This window comes from Pseudomonas sp. NFACC16-2 (genome assembly GCF_900119205.1).
GTDB classification, from domain to species: domain Bacteria; phylum Pseudomonadota; class Gammaproteobacteria; order Pseudomonadales; family Pseudomonadaceae; genus Aquipseudomonas; species Aquipseudomonas fluorescens_Q.
The window spans coordinates 1-15,182 of record NZ_FPIX01000048.1 but is presented as its reverse complement, the minus strand read 5'-3'; the positions used below and the strand labels follow the sequence as shown (position 1 = coordinate 15,182).

At 57.6% G+C, this 15,182-nt stretch carries 18 protein-coding genes; 16 read left to right on the top strand and 2 right to left on the bottom strand.

The window, feature by feature from the left end:
* Positions 1 to 5 precede the first annotated feature (5 nt).
* From BT116_RS26115 to BT116_RS26070, 10 genes are all read left to right on the top strand, one after another.
* Positions 6 to 407 (top strand): phage tail assembly chaperone, encoded by a 402-nt coding sequence (locus BT116_RS26115; RefSeq protein WP_072348361.1) that lies wholly within the window; start codon positions 6 to 8, stop codon positions 405 to 407.
* An 85-nt stretch (positions 408 to 492) separates the two neighbouring features.
* On the top strand, positions 493 to 1,656 hold the full coding sequence (locus BT116_RS26110) for a phage tail sheath subtilisin-like domain-containing protein (protein WP_072348318.1): 1,164 nt from the start codon (positions 493 to 495) through the stop codon (positions 1,654 to 1,656).
* Positions 1,657 to 1,668: 12 nt separating this feature from the next.
* Positions 1,669 to 2,178 (top strand): phage major tail tube protein, encoded by a 510-nt coding sequence (locus BT116_RS26105; protein ID WP_072348317.1) that lies wholly within the window; start codon positions 1,669 to 1,671, stop codon positions 2,176 to 2,178.
* Positions 2,179 to 2,243: 65 nt separating this feature from the next.
* Entirely contained in the window at positions 2,244 to 2,570 is a 327-nt protein-coding gene (locus BT116_RS26100; protein ID WP_072348316.1) for a phage tail assembly protein, read from the top strand.
* 100 nt (positions 2,571 to 2,670) lie between these two features.
* Positions 2,671 to 5,250: a phage tail tape measure protein gene (locus tag BT116_RS26095; protein WP_072348315.1), complete on the top strand. Its 2,580-nt coding sequence runs from the start codon at positions 2,671 to 2,673 to the stop codon at positions 5,248 to 5,250.
* A gap of 9 nt (positions 5,251 to 5,259) precedes the next feature.
* Positions 5,260 to 6,105 (top strand): phage tail protein, encoded by an 846-nt coding sequence (locus tag BT116_RS26090; RefSeq protein WP_072348313.1) that lies wholly within the window; start codon positions 5,260 to 5,262, stop codon positions 6,103 to 6,105.
* On the top strand, positions 6,080 to 6,286 hold the full coding sequence (locus BT116_RS26085; RefSeq protein WP_053124044.1) for a tail protein X: 207 nt from the start codon (positions 6,080 to 6,082) through the stop codon (positions 6,284 to 6,286). The genes BT116_RS26090 and BT116_RS26085 overlap by 26 nt, the downstream gene beginning before the upstream one ends.
* Before the next feature lie 63 nt (positions 6,287 to 6,349).
* The gene (locus BT116_RS26080) at positions 6,350 to 7,402 is read left to right on the top strand and encodes a phage late control D family protein (protein ID WP_072348311.1); all 1,053 of its coding nucleotides are present in this window, start codon (positions 6,350 to 6,352) and stop codon (positions 7,400 to 7,402) included.
* Positions 7,403 to 7,469: 67 nt separating this feature from the next.
* Entirely contained in the window at positions 7,470 to 8,033 is a 564-nt protein-coding gene (locus tag BT116_RS26075; RefSeq protein WP_072348308.1) for a glycoside hydrolase family 19 protein, read from the top strand.
* Positions 8,015 to 8,563: a lysis system i-spanin subunit Rz gene (locus BT116_RS26070; protein WP_072348306.1), complete on the top strand. Its 549-nt coding sequence runs from the start codon at positions 8,015 to 8,017 to the stop codon at positions 8,561 to 8,563. The genes BT116_RS26075 and BT116_RS26070 overlap by 19 nt, the downstream gene beginning before the upstream one ends.
* 2 nt (positions 8,564 to 8,565) lie before the next feature.
* Here the strand turns inward: BT116_RS26070 and BT116_RS26065 are convergent, their stop codons facing one another.
* On the bottom strand, positions 8,566 to 9,099 hold the full coding sequence (locus BT116_RS26065) for a hypothetical protein (RefSeq protein ID WP_072348304.1): 534 nt from the start codon (positions 9,097 to 9,099) through the stop codon (positions 8,566 to 8,568).
* 179 nt (positions 9,100 to 9,278) lie between these two features.
* Between BT116_RS26065 and BT116_RS26060 the strand changes: the two genes are divergently transcribed.
* Positions 9,279 to 10,073, top strand: a complete 795-nt coding sequence (locus BT116_RS26060) for a DNA adenine methylase (protein WP_072348302.1) — start codon at positions 9,279 to 9,281, stop codon at positions 10,071 to 10,073.
* 83 nt (positions 10,074 to 10,156) lie between these two features.
* Positions 10,157 to 10,348 (top strand): hypothetical protein, encoded by a 192-nt coding sequence (locus tag BT116_RS26055; protein ID WP_072348301.1) that lies wholly within the window; start codon positions 10,157 to 10,159, stop codon positions 10,346 to 10,348.
* On the opposite strand, the gene BT116_RS26050 is transcribed toward BT116_RS26055, so the two are convergent.
* Positions 10,345 to 11,046 carry an SOS response-associated peptidase family protein gene (locus BT116_RS26050; protein WP_072348300.1) on the bottom strand — a complete coding sequence of 234 codons (702 nt, stop codon included), beginning with the start codon at positions 11,044 to 11,046 and terminating at the stop codon, positions 10,345 to 10,347. The genes BT116_RS26055 and BT116_RS26050 overlap by 4 nt on opposite strands.
* Positions 11,047 to 11,142: 96 nt before the next feature.
* Here BT116_RS26050 and BT116_RS26045 point away from each other — a divergent pair, with 96 nt between their 5' ends.
* The 4 genes from BT116_RS26045 (at position 11,143) to BT116_RS26030 (ending at position 14,936) form a co-directional block, all read left to right on the top strand.
* Positions 11,143 to 11,568, top strand: coding sequence for a LexA family protein (locus BT116_RS26045; protein ID WP_072348299.1), 426 nt, complete (start codon positions 11,143 to 11,145; stop codon positions 11,566 to 11,568).
* Positions 11,561 to 12,835 (top strand): translesion error-prone DNA polymerase V subunit UmuC, encoded by a 1,275-nt coding sequence (umuC, locus tag BT116_RS26040; RefSeq protein WP_072348297.1) that lies wholly within the window; start codon positions 11,561 to 11,563, stop codon positions 12,833 to 12,835. The genes BT116_RS26045 and umuC overlap by 8 nt, the downstream gene beginning before the upstream one ends.
* 91 nt (positions 12,836 to 12,926) lie before the next feature.
* Entirely contained in the window at positions 12,927 to 13,511 is a 585-nt protein-coding gene (locus BT116_RS26035; RefSeq protein ID WP_072348295.1) for a DUF6338 family protein, read from the top strand.
* Positions 13,512 to 14,363: 852 nt separating this feature from the next.
* Positions 14,364 to 14,936, top strand: coding sequence for a hypothetical protein (locus BT116_RS26030; RefSeq protein ID WP_072348292.1), 573 nt, complete (start codon positions 14,364 to 14,366; stop codon positions 14,934 to 14,936).
* Positions 14,937 to 15,182: the final 246 nt, after the last annotated feature.

Genomic DNA, 15,182 nt, shown 5'->3' with positions numbered 1-15,182 from the left:
TCAGTATGTGGGCAAGAATCGAAAACGCACAGGTAGTCGAAATTACTGATGTTGATCCAACTGAGCGATTCCATCCTGACCTTCTATGGCAAGCCTGCCCTATGGATACCCGGCCTGGTTGGACTTTAGAGGAGGGTGAATTTCTTCCCCCGCCTGACATCCCTACGTCCGAACAGGCCGACGCTGAGCGGGTTTGGCGCAACACAGAGCTGCAATCCACAGAGTGGCTGGTCACTCGCCATCGCGATGAGCAGGATCTGACTCAAGACACCACGCTGACAACGGAGCAGTTCGCCGAACTGCAGGGGTATCGGCAGTCTCTTCGGGACTGGCCTCAGTCCGAGCATTTCCCAGAGAGCCAGTATCGACCCGTAGCGCCGCCCTGGATCGCCGAACAAATCCAATAAACGCCCCGCACTGACGGGGCGTTTTTTTTCCGCGTCACCCACTCAAGGCCTCGCATCGCGGGGCCTTTTCGTATCTGGAGAATTTATGAGCTTCTTTCATGGCGTGACCGTCACGAACGTCGATACCGGCGCTCGTGTCATTGCGTTGCCGTCGTCCTCGATCATTGGCCTGGTTGACACTTTTGTGCCCGCGCCAGCCTACAGCGCCCAGCCCAATGACCTGGTGATGATTACCAACGAGCGCGAAGCGGTGGCCGCCTTCGGGCCTGACTCGGCAATGACCAAAGCCTGCAAAGCCATCTACACCCGGGCCAAGGCGGTGATTGTTGCCTGTGGTGTGGCCCAGTTGGCCGATCCTGCTGAACAGACCTCGGCAATCATCGGTGGTGTGCAGGCCAACGGTAAGCGCACCGGTCTGCAAGCGCTGCTGGACGGCAAGAGTCGGTTCAATGCTCAGCCGCGGCTGTTGGTGACTCCCAAGCACAGCGCGACACTGGCCGTCGGTACCGCACTGGTCGCGCTGGCCGACAAGTTGCGAGGGCTCGCCATCCTCGACGGTCCGAACACCACCGATGAGGCGGCGATGGCCTACGCTGAGAACTTCGGCGCCAAGCGGGCGTACCTGGCTGATCCGGGTGTGCAGTATTGGGACACGACAGCGGACGCCACGGTCGACGCGCCGGGCTCTGCCTGGGTCGCTGGTTTGTTTGCCTGGACCGACAGCGAATACGGCTTCTGGGCGTCGCCTTCGAACAAGGAGTTTGTTGGCATCACTGGTACCACACGGCCCATTGAGTTTCTGGACGGCGACGAAACCTGCCGGGCCAACCTGCTCAACAACGCAAACATCGCCACGATTATCCGTGATGACGGTTTCCGCCTGTGGGGTAACCGCACGCTGTCGAGCGATCCGAAGTGGGCGTTCGTTACCCGCGTTCGGACGATGGACATCGTCATGGACGCGATCCTCTACGGTCACAAATGGGCGGTCGACCGTTCCATCACCGCGACTTACATCAAGGACGTGACCGAAGGTCTGCAAGCCTTCATGCGCGACCTGAAAGCCCAAGGCGCAATCATCAACTTCGAGGTATTCGCCGACCCGGAGCTGAACACGGCCAGCCAGCTGGAGCAGGGCAAGGTGTACTGGAACATCCGCTTCACCGACGTTCCACCAGCAGAAAACCCCAACTTCCGCGTAGAGGTCACCAACCAATGGCTGACCGAAGTCCTCGACACCGCCGCTTAAGGAGCGACCTCAATGGCAATGATTCCCGAAACCCTGGCGAACATGAACTTGTTCGCCGACGGTGTCAGTTTCCAGGGCGACGTCCCAAGCCTGACGCTCCCCAAACTCACGCTCAAGATGGAAGAGCATCGCGGCGGCGGCATGGACGCGCCGGTCGAGCTGGACATGGGCATGGAAAAACAGGAGGCGAACTTCACCACCACGGGCGTACGCCGTGAGTCGTTGAAGTTCTTCGGCTTGGCCGACGGCACGGCCTTTAACGGTACGTTCCGGGGGGCCTACAAAGGGCTCAAAGGCAAAATCACGCCGGTCATCGTCACCCTGCGCGGCACGTTGAAAGAGGTCGACATGGGCGACTGGAAGCCGGGCGATAAAGCCGAGATCAAGCATGCCGTCGGGCTGACCTACTACAAGCTCGAAGTGGACGGCCGAACCGTCTACGAGATCGACCCCATCGGCATGCGCCGCCTCATTAATGGCGTTGATCAACTGGCCGCCCAGCGTTCTGCATTGGGCCTCTAACTCTTCTTGATACCCGCCTGGCGAGTCGCCCGGGCGGCGTTTCCTCTTTTTAAGGACACACCTCTATGAGCAGTACCGCAATTCCAAGCTGGATGACCCTGGCCGCTGACCGCGTCACCGTGAAACTGACTGTGCCCTCTGAAGCCAACGGCGTGCGTGTCGATACGCTGAGCCTCCGAACACCGACCGTGCGTGACCTTCGTATCGCCCGCCAAACAGCGCCCAATGATGAAGAACAACAGGATTTGAATTTGTTCGCCTCTCTGGCTGAAGTCGGAACCAAGGATCTGGATGCCTTGACGCTGAGGGACTTCAACCGCATACAGGCCGGCTATTTTCGCCTGGTGCGAGAAGATGAACTTCAGCCCGAAAGTGCAGAAGCAACTCGCTAAGCGTTTAGCCGCTGAGCTGAACTTTTCCGCAGCAGAGATCCAGACCATGCCGTTCTCCGACATGGTCTGGTGGCTCTCAGACTGAAACAAGGGATAGACGATGGCAAACAAGCTGGCGTTATCGCTGGTGATTGGCGGCGCCATCAGTTCGACGATGGGGTCGGCCTTTCGAACAGTCGAAGGTCACATCAAAAAGCTGGAGGACAAAGGCAACAAGGCCAAGGTGCTCAAGAGCACCATCAGCGAAACCATCCGCCTGCGCGATGAATGGAAGCGGGCGCACGACAGCGGCGCTGCTTCGGCCGATGGCCTGTTGCGCAAACTCAACGGCAACCTTGATTCCCTGCGCAAGCAGGGCGTGGAGGTAGGCAGGCTGGGGCAGGAGTACCAGCGCCTCGGCCGCGCAGCCAAAGCCGCCGATCTGCAGCTCAAGGGACACCAGCAGCTCGATGCCGGCAAGAAAGGACTCACGTCGAGCATTGGTCAGGGTGTTGTAGCTACAGGCCTGGCGGCGATTCCGACCAAGGTTAGCGCGGATTATCAGGCGATCATCCGTGACATCGCGATCAAGGCGGATGTGGTCAACAAGCCGCAAGAAACACAGCTTAGCCAGACGGTGATCCAGACCTCCCGCGATACGGGTATGGCCCGTAACGACGTGGCGGACCTGGTGAATCAGCTGGTCGGTGCAGGTATGGACCTTAAGCAGGCCATGGCCTACGCACCGACGGCCGCGAAGTTTGCCATCGGCCAGGGCGCATCCGGCGTCGACACGGCCAGCATGATCATGGCGCTTCAGCAGAACGCCAAGATCAACGACCCGAAGGTGATGCAGCAGGCCCTGGAGGCCATCGCCTATCAGGGACAGGCGGGGAGCTTCGAGGCCAGCGACATGGCCCGGTGGTTCCCTCAACTGTTGGCGAGCATGGAGAAAAACGGCAGCACCGGCATGGAAGCGGTCAGCTCCTTGGGCGCGATGCTCCAGGTGCAGATGAAAACGGCCGGGGGCTCGGACGAAGCGGCCAACAACCTCAAGAACTGGATGGAAAAAATCGGTTCGGGCGACGTGGTCAAGGCGTACAAGGACGCCGGTATCGACTATCAAGCCTCCTTGAACACTGGCATCCAGAAGGGCATGTCGACCCTGGAATCCAGCTTCGCCCTGGCGATGAAATACATCCAGGCCACCGACCCGGCGAAGGCCGCGAAGATGGCCGAGGCCCAGGCCAAGATCAGCAAGGAAACGGATCCGGAAAAGGCCAAGGCGGCGCTCGATGCGCTGGAGAAATCCCTGCGTACCGGTGACCTGTTCGCCGACATGCAGGTCAAGGCGGCGCTCACGGCCTACTCGCAAAACAAGTCGCTGTACGAGCAGTTGAAAAAGGATTCTCAGTCCTCTGGCGGGATCCTCGATAAGAACCTGGCCGAGCGGCGCGAGACGTCGAAACAGATGTGGGACGAGCTGGGTCAGGCGGTGAGTGATGGCATGCGCAGTGTGGGGGATGCTATCCGCCCGGCGACTGATGCGGTCGCCCAGGGCCTGACTTCCATTGTGCGTGGGCTGACCAAGCTTTCGGATGGCTCGCAACCGGTGGTGCTTGGCATTGCCGGCATTACCGCCGGACTGATAGCGCTCAAGACCGCCGCCAGTGCGGTCAAGATCGGCAGGGGTTTGTACAACATCAGTCGCGGTCGGGCGATGGAACGAGGTGCGGGCGCCCTGGGGGATGCCGTCGCCAAGGCTCCTAAAACCGGTATCAAGACGGTGGATAAGGGGTTGGGAGTTCTCGGAAAGCTGATGGGGGCTGGCAACGATCCTGCAGTAGGGAGCAGCAACGAGCCGCAACGTGTGTTTGTCGTCAACGCTGATGCAATAGGCCGGGCTGGTTCTGGTCCAGGTGCAGATCCTGGCGGCGGTTCCGGCAGGCGTCAGCGTGGCCGACGAGGTCGGCGTACCGGTATTGGGACCACCCCGCGTCGGCGATTAACCGCCCGGGTGCCCAGTCCTCCGGCCGTGTCACCCCCTGCCGCTGTGTCTGTCATGCCAAAGGTGGGGCTGTTGGCTGCTGCGCCTATGGCTGCTGCTGCGGAGGCAGCGTCCGGTGGCTCGCTCGGCCGTGCGGTTCAGTCGATCAGGGGCGTCACCCGAGCCACCAAACGTATCCCCGGCGGTAACGTACTTGATGCAGGGGTGGGGGTCTTGGATACCGCGCTCAACGCCACGACTCAAGACGAAAAAGCCGAGGGTTATGGCGGTGCCGCTGGTGGTTTGGCGGGCGCACTGGCCGGCGGCGCAGCAGGTGCCGCTATTGGTTCGGTGGTGCCGGTCATCGGTACTGCAATCGGGGGCTTAATTGGTGCCGCTTTGGGCGGCCTGGGTGGCGAGAGTATTGGCGGCTTCTTGGGTAAGTCTTGGTTTGGCAGTGATGGTAAGGCCGAGGAGGCCAAGCCTCCCGAAGTTGCCAAACCAGCTGAGCCAACTCCGCCGGTGCCACCCAAGGTTGAGCAGGCTTTCAGCTTTTCGCCGCAAGTGTCCATCACCGTGCAAGGCGATGTAAAAGACCCGGCGCAGTTGGCCCGGGATCTGGAGCCGCATCTGCGCCAGTTGATGGAGTCATTCTCCCGGGACGTGGCCGCCCGCCAAGCGTCGAGTCAGTTGTTCGATTCCCCTCACGTTTAAGGAGGTGCCATGGCCTACATGGAGCAACTGCAATCGGTGTTCAAATCACTGCTTGCAGCGGGGGAGGCTGGCCGTACCAGTCTCGATGGCATGCTGGGCCCGCTCAACGGTGCGATCAGCGATATGACCGGCGCCGCCTCGGAGCTGGAGGGGGTGCCCTTCATTGGGCCGGCCATCGGCGCCAAGGTCCAACGGACCATGCGGGCAATCAACGCGGCACAGTCCGCCGTGGGCCAGGTGGCGGCCAGGTACAACCAAGCCGTGACAGCTGCCGGCCAAGTTCAAGAGCGGCTGGGTTCGCTCAAGGAACAGGCAGGCAAGGCGGGCGCAGCGATTAATCGCATTGCCGGCCAGGTGAGCCCCTCGCTGAGCAACATCATGCCCACAGGTTCATTTGCGCCACAGCTGACGCCTGCGGCCGAGGCGGTGAAGCCGTTCCCGCATCTGCTGATCATGCAGCCCCTGGAGCCGAACGCACAGCCGTACTACTTCAACCTGGATACGGCGGCCTTCGAGGAACTACGTCGGCAGACGTCGTTTCGATGGGCAGGCCAGGAACGTCTAACACGCAGCATCGCCCAGCAGGCGGTCGGCCAGGGAGAGGATAAAATCAGCCTCAAGGGCGCGATTTTTCCGGGCTTCAAAGGTGGGCTCAAACAGCTGGACACCCTGCGCACCATCGGGCGACGTCTGCAGCCGGTGAACCTAACCACCGGCTACGGCGAAGTGCTCGGCACCTGGTGCCTGCTCAACATCGAGGAAGAACAAAGCAACCTGCTCGCGGGTGGCATTCCGCGCAAGCAATCCTTTTCACTGGAGTTTGTGAGCTATGGCGACGACCTGCAGAACGTCTGACGGGGATCTGTTGGACACCGTCTGTCATCACTACTACGGCCATCTGAATGGCACGGTGGAGGCCGTGCTTGCCGCCAATCAAGGCCTGGCCGATGAGCCTCAACCGTTTCGTGCTGGTGTGATTATTCTGCTGCCGGATCTGCCAGCGCAGACGCTGGAGGATATCCAGTTGTGGGATTAACCAGCGTCGTCGCACCTCACAAACCCCGCCCTGTGCGGGGTTTCCTTTTTCTGGAGTAAACCCATGAAGCCGACCTTTCGCATTGTCGCGGACGGCAAGGACATCACCGCACTGATTAACGACAGGTTGTTGGACCTGCGCATATCCGACAAGCAGGGCATGGAGTCGGACGAGTTTGAGTTGCGCATTGATGATCGAGGTCAAGCGGTCGCGTTGCCTACGCGCGGTGCACGCATTGAGGTTTACCTGGGGTATGTCGGGCAGGCGCTGACGCGTTTGGGAAAATACACGGTCGACAAGATCGTGGTGTCCGGGCCACCCGATACCATGAGCATTCAGGGCAAGGCCAGTGACATGCGCGGTAGCGGTAAAACCGTGCGTAGTGGCTCGTGGGAAAACGTGTCGTTGCAACAGATAGTGCGCGACGTGGCTGCGCGCAATGGCTGGCAGCCAGTGTGCCCTGTGCTGACGAAGGTGCCCCGTGTCGATCAGCTCAATGAGTCCGATTACAACTTCATCACTCGCCTGGCCAAGCAGTACGACTGCACGGCCAAACTGGCCGACGGCAAACTGCTAGTGATGCCCCGCCAAGGCGGACAAACCGCGAGCGGCAAAAACCTGAGCCCGGTGGTGCTCCATCGTTCGGACCTGAGTCGGTACCAATTTAGCCTCGGTGATCGCAACGCGCAGAAGGCCGTGCGCACCAAGCATCAAGACAAGAAAAGCGGCGCGCTTAAGGTGGTGGAGCTGGACAACGAGGATCTGCCCGACGGGCTGCCTGCCGTGCATACCGACCGTCATATCTACCCGAACAAATCCGCCGCCGAACAGGCCGCTAAGGCACGGTTGGCTGCGTTCAATCGCAGTACGGCCAACGTTCGGCTGGAAATGGACGGCCGAGCTGATGTGTTTGCCGAGCGAACAATCATCGTCCAGGGCATCAAGCCCGGGCTCGACGGTGAGTATCTGGCGGATGCCGTTGAACAGCTGTTTACCCCCAGTGGCTGGACCACTGTCGTCGAATGCAACGGCGGCAAGAAGGGCAAGGCCAATGCCAATGCCAAGGGTAAGAAAAAGAAGAAGGAAGCCAAGCCGGTCAAGGTAGTCCAGTTGTAGACGTACCCAGCGTGACCATCAAAAACAACCGCAACCCGCCATCGAGCGGGCTTTTTTTGGAGTCCCTATGTCACTCACCGAGCAGCAACTACAACGCATCATGCCCAACGCCCGCCGCCAAGCGGGCGTTTTTGTATCGGCGCTGAACGCCGCCATGGCCCACCGACAGATCGATACGCCCAAGCGGCAGGCGGCATTCCTGGCCCAGGTTGGGCATGAGTCCGGCCAACTGCAGTACGTGCGGGAGCTGGGCGGCGATCAATACCTCAGCAAATACGACACCGGTTCGCTGGCTTCGAAACTCGGCAACACCCCCGAGCCCGACGGAGATGGCCAGCGCTATCGCGGTCGCGGCTTGATCCAGGTGACGGGGCGCAACAACTACCTGCGCTGCAGCTTGGCGCTGTTCGGTGACGAGCGCCTGTTGCGTACGCCCGAACTGCTGGAGCTGCCCCAATGGGCGGCAGAGTCGGCTGCATGGTTCTGGTGGGTCAGGGAGTTGAACGTGCTGGCTGATCGGGATGAGTTCGAAACGATCACTCGGAAAATCAACGGTGGTCTTAACGGTCTGCAGGACCGGCTGCTGCTGTGGGAGCGGGCGAGGGCGGTGTTATGCGTCTCGTCGAGCTGATTTCGCCGCAATACCGCGTGGTGGTCGCCGGGCTCCTACTGTGCGCTTTGGTCGCCGCTTCGTCGTCCATCGCCTGGAAGGTTCAAGACTGGCGATACGGTCAGCAGTTGGAAAAACAATCCCGGCTCCACACTGAAACCCTCAACCAGATCACCCTGGCCTCGGCGGCGCTGCAGCGTACCGAGCAGGACAAGCGCCTGGCCCTGGAACAGCGGCTGGCCGCCAATGACCAAACCCACTATCGAGCCCTAACAGATGCCCAACGTGATCAGGATCGCTTGCGTGATCGCCTCGCTACTGCTGATGTCCGGCTGTCAGTCCTACTCGACGCCACCGATACCGCCAACGGCTGTGCGGTGCCAGCCACCGCCGGCACCGGCGGCGTGGTTTATGGAGCCACACGCGCCCGACTTGACCCGGCGCATGCTCAACGAATTATCGGCATCACCGACGCGGGAGATCGGGCAGTGATTGCCCTGCAGGCATGCCAAGGCTATGTAAGGAGTCTAAACTTACAAGGAAGAGAGTAAGTCTATCGTTTTAGGCGCGTATCAAATCGCAGATCGTTCTCATATTTTGGCTTTTTTGAAACTACCGCCAAAATTTCGTGAAGTACTGCTAGCCCTGTGGAAACGATTGACACAATTAGTATGTAAGCAGCCAAGCCGGCATAGTCGCTTCGGTCCAGTATTATGATGTCAGTCGTCAAAGCAAGAACCAAGACTCCTATCATAGCGCCCAGGCCAGTCCTGATGATCGTTATAAAGCTTGTTCCAATTTCTGCTGTTAGATTATGAAAGGCCACGAACCTTTCTTGTATGGTCTCGGAGGTGAATCTCATGCCGTAACGTATAGCAGTCGCTGCCATATACAGATAGATGAGGTAGCCTGCATGGTTTATTAACTCACCAGAGGCGAGTAGTCCGCCGGTTATGCTGTCCAACGCTTTAGGGTTCGTTGCATAAATAGCTACCGGAAGTGCACCGAGTAACGTCGCTATCGCTAGCTCTGAGAGAGCTTTCTTAGCTAGATACTTGAAATCAATTCCCTGCTTTTCTCTCTTCATAAGCTTCAAAAGAATCTATTAAGTTATAGAAAGAAGCGACCGAGTCGAATGCGCCAACATTCGACCCGGTCGCCGTCCCTGCAGAACATCCCTGCAAGTCCGGCCAAGGCTTCTGCTCCGTGCACAAAGCGCGGCGAGCCTAGCACCTGTTTATCCATACAGTAAAGGTCTTGCTTTCAATGAGTTCACCCATCATTCCTTGGATGGGCGGCAAGCGCCGCCTAGCCGACCGCCTCATTCCGCTTTTTCCGCCTCACGAATGCTATGTCGAAGTCTTTGCCGGCGGTGCCGCGCTTTACTTCATGCGACCCCAGGCCGCCCCGGTTGAAGTCCTGAATGACATCAACGGCGACCTGGTGACGCTCTATCGCGTCGTGCAGAACCACCTGGAAGAGTTCGTGCGCCAGTTCAAATGGGCGCTTAGCTCGCGCCAGGTATTCGAGTGGCAGAAAATGACCCGTCCTGAAACCCTCACCGACATCCAGCGCGCCGCCCGATTCTTCTACCTGCAGCACCATGCCTTCGCCGGCAAGGTCACCGGGCAGACGTTCGGCACCGCGACCACTGGCCCGGCCATCAACCTGCTGCGGATCGAGGAAAACCTCTCGGCCGCATGGCAGCGACTGTCCGGCACCTACGTCGAAAACCTCCCTTGGCTTGACTGTGCTGAGCGCTACGACCGCGCTCATACGTTCCATTACATGGATCCGCCGTACTGGCAGACCGCTGGATATGGCGTGGATTTCCCGTTCGAGAATTACGAGCGGATGGCTGAGTTTATGCGCCGTTGCAAGGGCAAGGTAATGGTCAGCATCAACGATCATCCGGACATCCGGCGTGCGTTCGAAGGCTTTCACTTCGAGATGCTGGACATCCGGTACAGCAACACGAACCAGCGTCAGGGCAAGGCTGAGGTCAGTGGTGAACTGGTGATCATGAACTGGGAGCCGGCGGCGTTGGGAGGGCTGTTTTGATGATTGTCGCGCTCGATCTGATCCGCTTGCTATGTGATTACGCCGGAGCGTTACTGTGGTCACACAAACAAAGGACAAAGCCCATGGAAACCGAAACCGCCGACAAATACTTGAGCATCTTTCCCTCCCAACTGCTGGCAGCGGTGGCACGTGGGGAGGTAGATCTCAACCACTGGGCCGGCGTGGTGCTGGCTGGGCGGGGGCTGGACCAGAATGCACGATGGGTGGGCTTTCCAGAAGCGGCCCGCCTCCTGGAGCAACGTAGCCAGGCTTAGTTTTGTTCTGGGCCCCAGGGGAGCAACAACTGTGCTCCCTGGTTTTTGACGTTCCCCACCTCTTTGCCCACGGGATACCATTCGAAATCGGCTTCCGGCCGGGAACGGTCTTTTGCAATTTCCTCTGCTTGCGCTGGGCTTAGGTCCGGGTCCAGCCATTCCCGTGCTTGTTCAGGTGATAACACCAGCGGCCTGCGATCATGGATGTCCACCATACCCAGGTCGCATGATGCGGTAATGATTACGAAGCCGTCACCGTCCTGCTCGTCCAGACCCGGATGGGCTTGTGCGAGCGCCCCGAAGAACATCGGCCTTTGATCCTTCAGTCGGATGAAATAGGGTTGTTTTTTCTTTGGATCATTCGGGTCTTTGACCCACTCATACCAGCCCTCGCTGGGCACCAGTGCGCGCCCGGCCGGCCAAAGCTGTTTAAAAAACTTTCCCGTCGTAACGGTCTCGATCCTGGCATTGATTGGATCCGGACGTTTCCCCTTCGCCCAAAAGGGCGCCCATCCCCACCTCACTGGCGTGATGTGAATGCCTGCCTCTGTCCTGTGCAGGATCTGTACACGGGTCGTCGGAGCCACGTTGTACCGGCTGATTGGTTCGGCGTCGTACCCGCCGAACAATGGCATCTGAGGGCCAAGCTCCTCCATAAACACCGCCATTCCCTCGTACTGCACGAATCTCCCGCACATGAGCTGTCCCGCCTGTCAGATTTTTCCTATACAAATTGACCGCGAACCTTGTACAAAGTTAACTGTATGTTCGTACAGTATTCTGGATCGTGCGTCATGAGCTTTTCAATTCTAGGCCCTATTGCTGAGGGTGGCTTGAAGCTGCCCTTGTGTTCGTTTCGAGTGCCCGCCGGCTTTCCGTCTCCGGCGGCGGACCACATCGAAGCGCACATCTCATTGGATGAGTTTCTGAACATTCGCGCCCCGCATGTCTACCTGGTATCCATTGCCGGGGAGAGCATGCAGGGCGCTGGGATCTTTGAAGGGGACCTGGCCGTCGTGGATCGTGCGATGGAGCCTGCGCATGGTCACATCGTCGTGGCGCTGCTGAACAACGAACCCGTGTGCAAACGCCTTTGCATCCGTGGGAAGGAGGTGATTCTCCTGTCGGAGAACCCAAAGTACCCACCGAGGTACGTGCTCGAGGGCGACGAACTGGTTATCTGGGGCGTCATCACCTGCAGCGTGCGCAGCCATGTCTAAAGCCCTGCCCGTTTTCGCCCTGATCGATTGCAATAGCTTCTACGCCAGTTGCGAAAGAGTGTTCCGGCCGGACCTGGCCCGCGTGCCCATCGTGGTACTGAGCAACAACGACGGCTGTGTGATCGCTCGCAGCTACGACGCCAAGCCCTACGTGAAAATGGGCGAGCCGTATTTCCAGATCAAGCACAAGCTGCAGAAGCACGGCATCGTCCCGTTCTCGTCGAACTACGCGCTTTACGGCGACATGAGCGAGCGCGTGATGACGCTAATTGAATCGATGGTGCCGGCCGTCGAGGTCTATAGCATCGACGAAGCCTTCGCGGATCTCACCGGCATCGACGGCCGGGACGCCCTCGGCCGCAAGATCCGCAGTCACGTGCTGCGCTGCACTGGTATTCCGGTTGGGGTAGGGATCGCTCACACCAAAACCCTGGCGAAGCTGGCGAATCACATTGCCAAACGGCTCCAGGTGCAAACCGGCGGCGTGGTCGATATCTGCGACCCGTTCAAGCGGGACTGGGTGCTGCGCAACACCGACGTGTCCGAAGTCTGGGGAGTCGGTCGCAAGATGAAAATTCACCTGGACGCCATGGGCATCAAGACCGCGATGGATCTGGCGAAGGCCGACCCTTGGACGCTACGCAAGAAGTTCAGTGTGGTGATCGAGAAGACGGCCCGTGAATTGGCCGGCACGCCGTGCCTGGAGTTGGACGAGCCGGACCCGCCGAAGCAGGAGATCTGCTGTAGCCGAATGTTTGGCAAGCGGCTCACGGAGCTGGCACCGATCAGGGAGGCGGTGGCCACCTACATGATGCGGGCCTCGGAAAAGCTAAGGGCGCAAAATTCCCTGTGTAAGAAGATCCGCGTCAGCATTCGCACCGGCATGTTCAATCCCGAGGAGGCAAAGTATGCCAATGGCGTGCTGATTGACCTGCCGTATCCCACCGATGATGTGCGGTTGCTGACCAAGGCTGCAGTGGACGCTCTCGACCGAGTGTTCCGGCCGGGCTTCAAGTACAGCAAGGCTGAGGTGTTGTTGATGAGTCTCTATCAGGTAGGGGAGTACACCGATGATCTATTTGCCACATCGCAGCCGGCTGACGTCACGAGATTAATGGCTGTCTTAGATCAGATCAATGGGCGTTGGGGCAGAGGAACACTGAGATCAGCCAGCGTACCTGCCAATCCAGACTGGGGGATGATGCGAGAAATGTTGAGCCAGAGCTATACCACGAAATTAGATCAACTATGGACAGTCGGAAGCTAGCGACGACGGAATCGCCACGGGAGCAAACTTTTCTATCACCGTCCTTGAACGGAGCTATAGTGGCAGTAGGAAAGGTCAGGCGAATAGATCAATGGAAGACTTGGCTACAAAAATTATTCCACTGGTACAAATGCTGATACCTGGTTTCGTGACGACAATTATCTTTTATTGGTTGTCAGAGTCGCCGAAGCCTGGACAGTTTGAGCGAACTGTGCAGGCTCTCATCGGAACTGGGTTGATTAGTATAATAGTACTGCTTTTGGAGGAATTATTCATATGGGTTGGCCAAAATTATCTTGTTGTTGGTGAGTGGACAAAAAATTCAGCAATATTTTGGTCGATTGTATGTGCTGTACTGCTTGGTTTTTCTCTTTCGTTTGCTGCCAATAATGATACGTTGTACTCCTTTGCTAGGCGGTGCGGTTTCACATCTAGGGCTTCCTACTCCGAATGGTGTCTGGCGTTTAGGAAATATCCAAAACGATGTCTGGTATTAAATCTCCTTGATGGTCGACGTATATGTGGATACCCACGGGTATGGCCAACAGAGCCTTGTAAGGGGCATTTTTTACTTGAGCAAGCAGCTTGGATAGTAGATGGAGCGTATGATGAAACTCCTGGGGAGTTTTTCTTAATTAGTAATGCTGATGTTCATTTTATTGAAATACTTGGCTAAAGGGTGGTCATATGTCTAATTCAGGTAAAGGTGTAGTGGATAAGTCTGGCGTGGTGACGCACGGAGCTAATCCGCCAGCCCCTTCTAATGTACGTCCTGCGACCGCTCCCAAAGCGCCGCCACCAGCGCCCAAGGGAAAATAAAGGAGGCATATATGAGCAAACCTATCCCACCGAGCAGGCCGGTTTATACAAAAGATGGCGTGAATGTGAACCCCCCTGCACCAACTAATGTTAGGCCTTCGGTCCCACCCAAGGCGCCGCCGCCGCCCCCCAAAAAAGGATAATGTAAACCAAGTCTAAATGTAGATTAAATTCCTAGTTACGTACCGCCACGAGGCGGTACGTGTAGGGATGTGATATGCGTCGCGTCGGCGAACTGAAAGTTTCTCAATTGCTGGCTGATAGTCTCTATCAATCATGGTGGTTCATAAAGAAGTGTTAAACACTTCCTGCCCCGGTTCCTTTATCTTAAGCACTGAAAGACCAAATGGAGCAAGCCGCTTTACGAATGACCCTATGCTAACCTCGGTAGCTGGAGCTTATCGACCCGTTGCTCAGGTCGGATATACATTTCGGCCCCGTGGAGTACTAACTCAGATGCAACAGGTACTTAAATCCGTGGAGGTTGTTACCCTTCCACAAAGGTCGGCTTCTAGTCGTCAAGCGGATGTTCTCGACCGACTGCTTTCGTCCCTTTGCTGCTGGTCACAACGGTCAGAATTCGATTCGACTCAAGTAGACCTGGAATATCCGAACCGCTGGCATTTTCGGATGCTAACCATGAAAAATCGTTTGTAGACTGCGTAGTGTTTGTCGTATCAATCAATTAATTTAATCGAAAGGAATCCCAATGCCCCAGGTAAATGACATGCAACGGCTAGTCGAAAGGACGATCGAACACCTCGGAGGCCTGGAGAGATTTCAAAAGGTTATCGATACAGAACTCACGGATATGACCCGCCGCTGGGAGCTGGATGTCACTAACATCGGTCGGATCCTGCGGTCGCACTTGTACGTTGAGTACTACCTAACCGAGCACATCGCAAAAGCCAATCCTCGCCTCGGTGACCTCTCACAGGCTAGGCTAACTTTCGCGCAGAAGCTGTCGCTGCTGGATACTAGCCATGATCGCCTCAGGGGCCTGGTCTCTGGACTTCGGCAGATCAATGCAGTTCGGAACCGATTGGCGCACAGGCTGGAAGCGATGCTGACTGCCGAGGACGTGCAAATATTCCTGACCCACCCGTTGTTCAGTGCTATGCGAATTGAAGGTGCAAAGCCATCCACGCCGAGCGCAGAGCCAATTGATGTTCTAGAGAAGTTCGCCCAATTTGCTGCACACCTCTTAGCGAACGAATTTAGCGAATTCGCGATGGCGGTGGGCAAAGCCATAGATGAAGATATAGCCCAACGAAACTCATAACCCATCCCTATAGAGCGTGGCCTTTGGCGAGCCTCCTGTGTCTCCGGCCAGATTGCCTGGGTGAAATTAGAGCTGCGATTGCTAAATAATTGCTACAGAAAGGGGGGGGATAGCGCACCTAAGCAAGTAGGGCGGCGTGGGCGGCGGTTAATCGGTCCAATCCATCATCGGCGCAACGCTGAAGCGGCGGGACGGCTCTTTGCGGGATGATCCAGTGTTTACGGGCGCTTCAGGTTTTTCTAAATT

Bases quoted from the DNA above. Each gene is read 5' to 3' on its own strand.
- BT116_RS26030 (WP_072348292.1), top strand. From the start codon at position 14,364: ATGCCCCAGGTAAATGACATGCAACGGCTAGTCGAAAGGACGATCGAA.
- BT116_RS26035 (WP_072348295.1), top strand. From the start codon at position 12,927: ATGGAAGACTTGGCTACAAAAATTATTCCACTGGTACAAATGCTGATA.
- BT116_RS26065 (WP_072348304.1), bottom strand. From the start codon at position 9,099: ATGAAGAGAGAAAAGCAGGGAATTGATTTCAAGTATCTAGCTAAGAAA.
- BT116_RS26070 (WP_072348306.1), top strand. From the start codon at position 8,015: ATGCGTCTCGTCGAGCTGATTTCGCCGCAATACCGCGTGGTGGTCGCC.
- BT116_RS26050 (WP_072348300.1), bottom strand. From the start codon at position 11,046: ATGTGCGGGAGATTCGTGCAGTACGAGGGAATGGCGGTGTTTATGGAG.
- umuC (WP_072348297.1), top strand. From the start codon at position 11,561: ATGTCTAAAGCCCTGCCCGTTTTCGCCCTGATCGATTGCAATAGCTTC.
- BT116_RS26055 (WP_072348301.1), top strand. From the start codon at position 10,157: ATGGAAACCGAAACCGCCGACAAATACTTGAGCATCTTTCCCTCCCAA.
- BT116_RS26045 (WP_072348299.1), top strand. From the start codon at position 11,143: ATGAGCTTTTCAATTCTAGGCCCTATTGCTGAGGGTGGCTTGAAGCTG.
- BT116_RS26085 (WP_053124044.1), top strand. From the start codon at position 6,080: ATGGCGACGACCTGCAGAACGTCTGACGGGGATCTGTTGGACACCGTC.
- BT116_RS26115 (WP_072348361.1), top strand. From the start codon at position 6: ATGTGGGCAAGAATCGAAAACGCACAGGTAGTCGAAATTACTGATGTT.
- BT116_RS26080 (WP_072348311.1), top strand. From the start codon at position 6,350: ATGAAGCCGACCTTTCGCATTGTCGCGGACGGCAAGGACATCACCGCA.
- BT116_RS26075 (WP_072348308.1), top strand. From the start codon at position 7,470: ATGTCACTCACCGAGCAGCAACTACAACGCATCATGCCCAACGCCCGC.
- BT116_RS26060 (WP_072348302.1), top strand. From the start codon at position 9,279: ATGAGTTCACCCATCATTCCTTGGATGGGCGGCAAGCGCCGCCTAGCC.
- BT116_RS26095 (WP_072348315.1), top strand. From the start codon at position 2,671: ATGGCAAACAAGCTGGCGTTATCGCTGGTGATTGGCGGCGCCATCAGT.
- BT116_RS26110 (WP_072348318.1), top strand. From the start codon at position 493: ATGAGCTTCTTTCATGGCGTGACCGTCACGAACGTCGATACCGGCGCT.
- BT116_RS26105 (WP_072348317.1), top strand. From the start codon at position 1,669: ATGGCAATGATTCCCGAAACCCTGGCGAACATGAACTTGTTCGCCGAC.
- BT116_RS26090 (WP_072348313.1), top strand. From the start codon at position 5,260: ATGGCCTACATGGAGCAACTGCAATCGGTGTTCAAATCACTGCTTGCA.
- BT116_RS26100 (WP_072348316.1), top strand. From the start codon at position 2,244: ATGAGCAGTACCGCAATTCCAAGCTGGATGACCCTGGCCGCTGACCGC.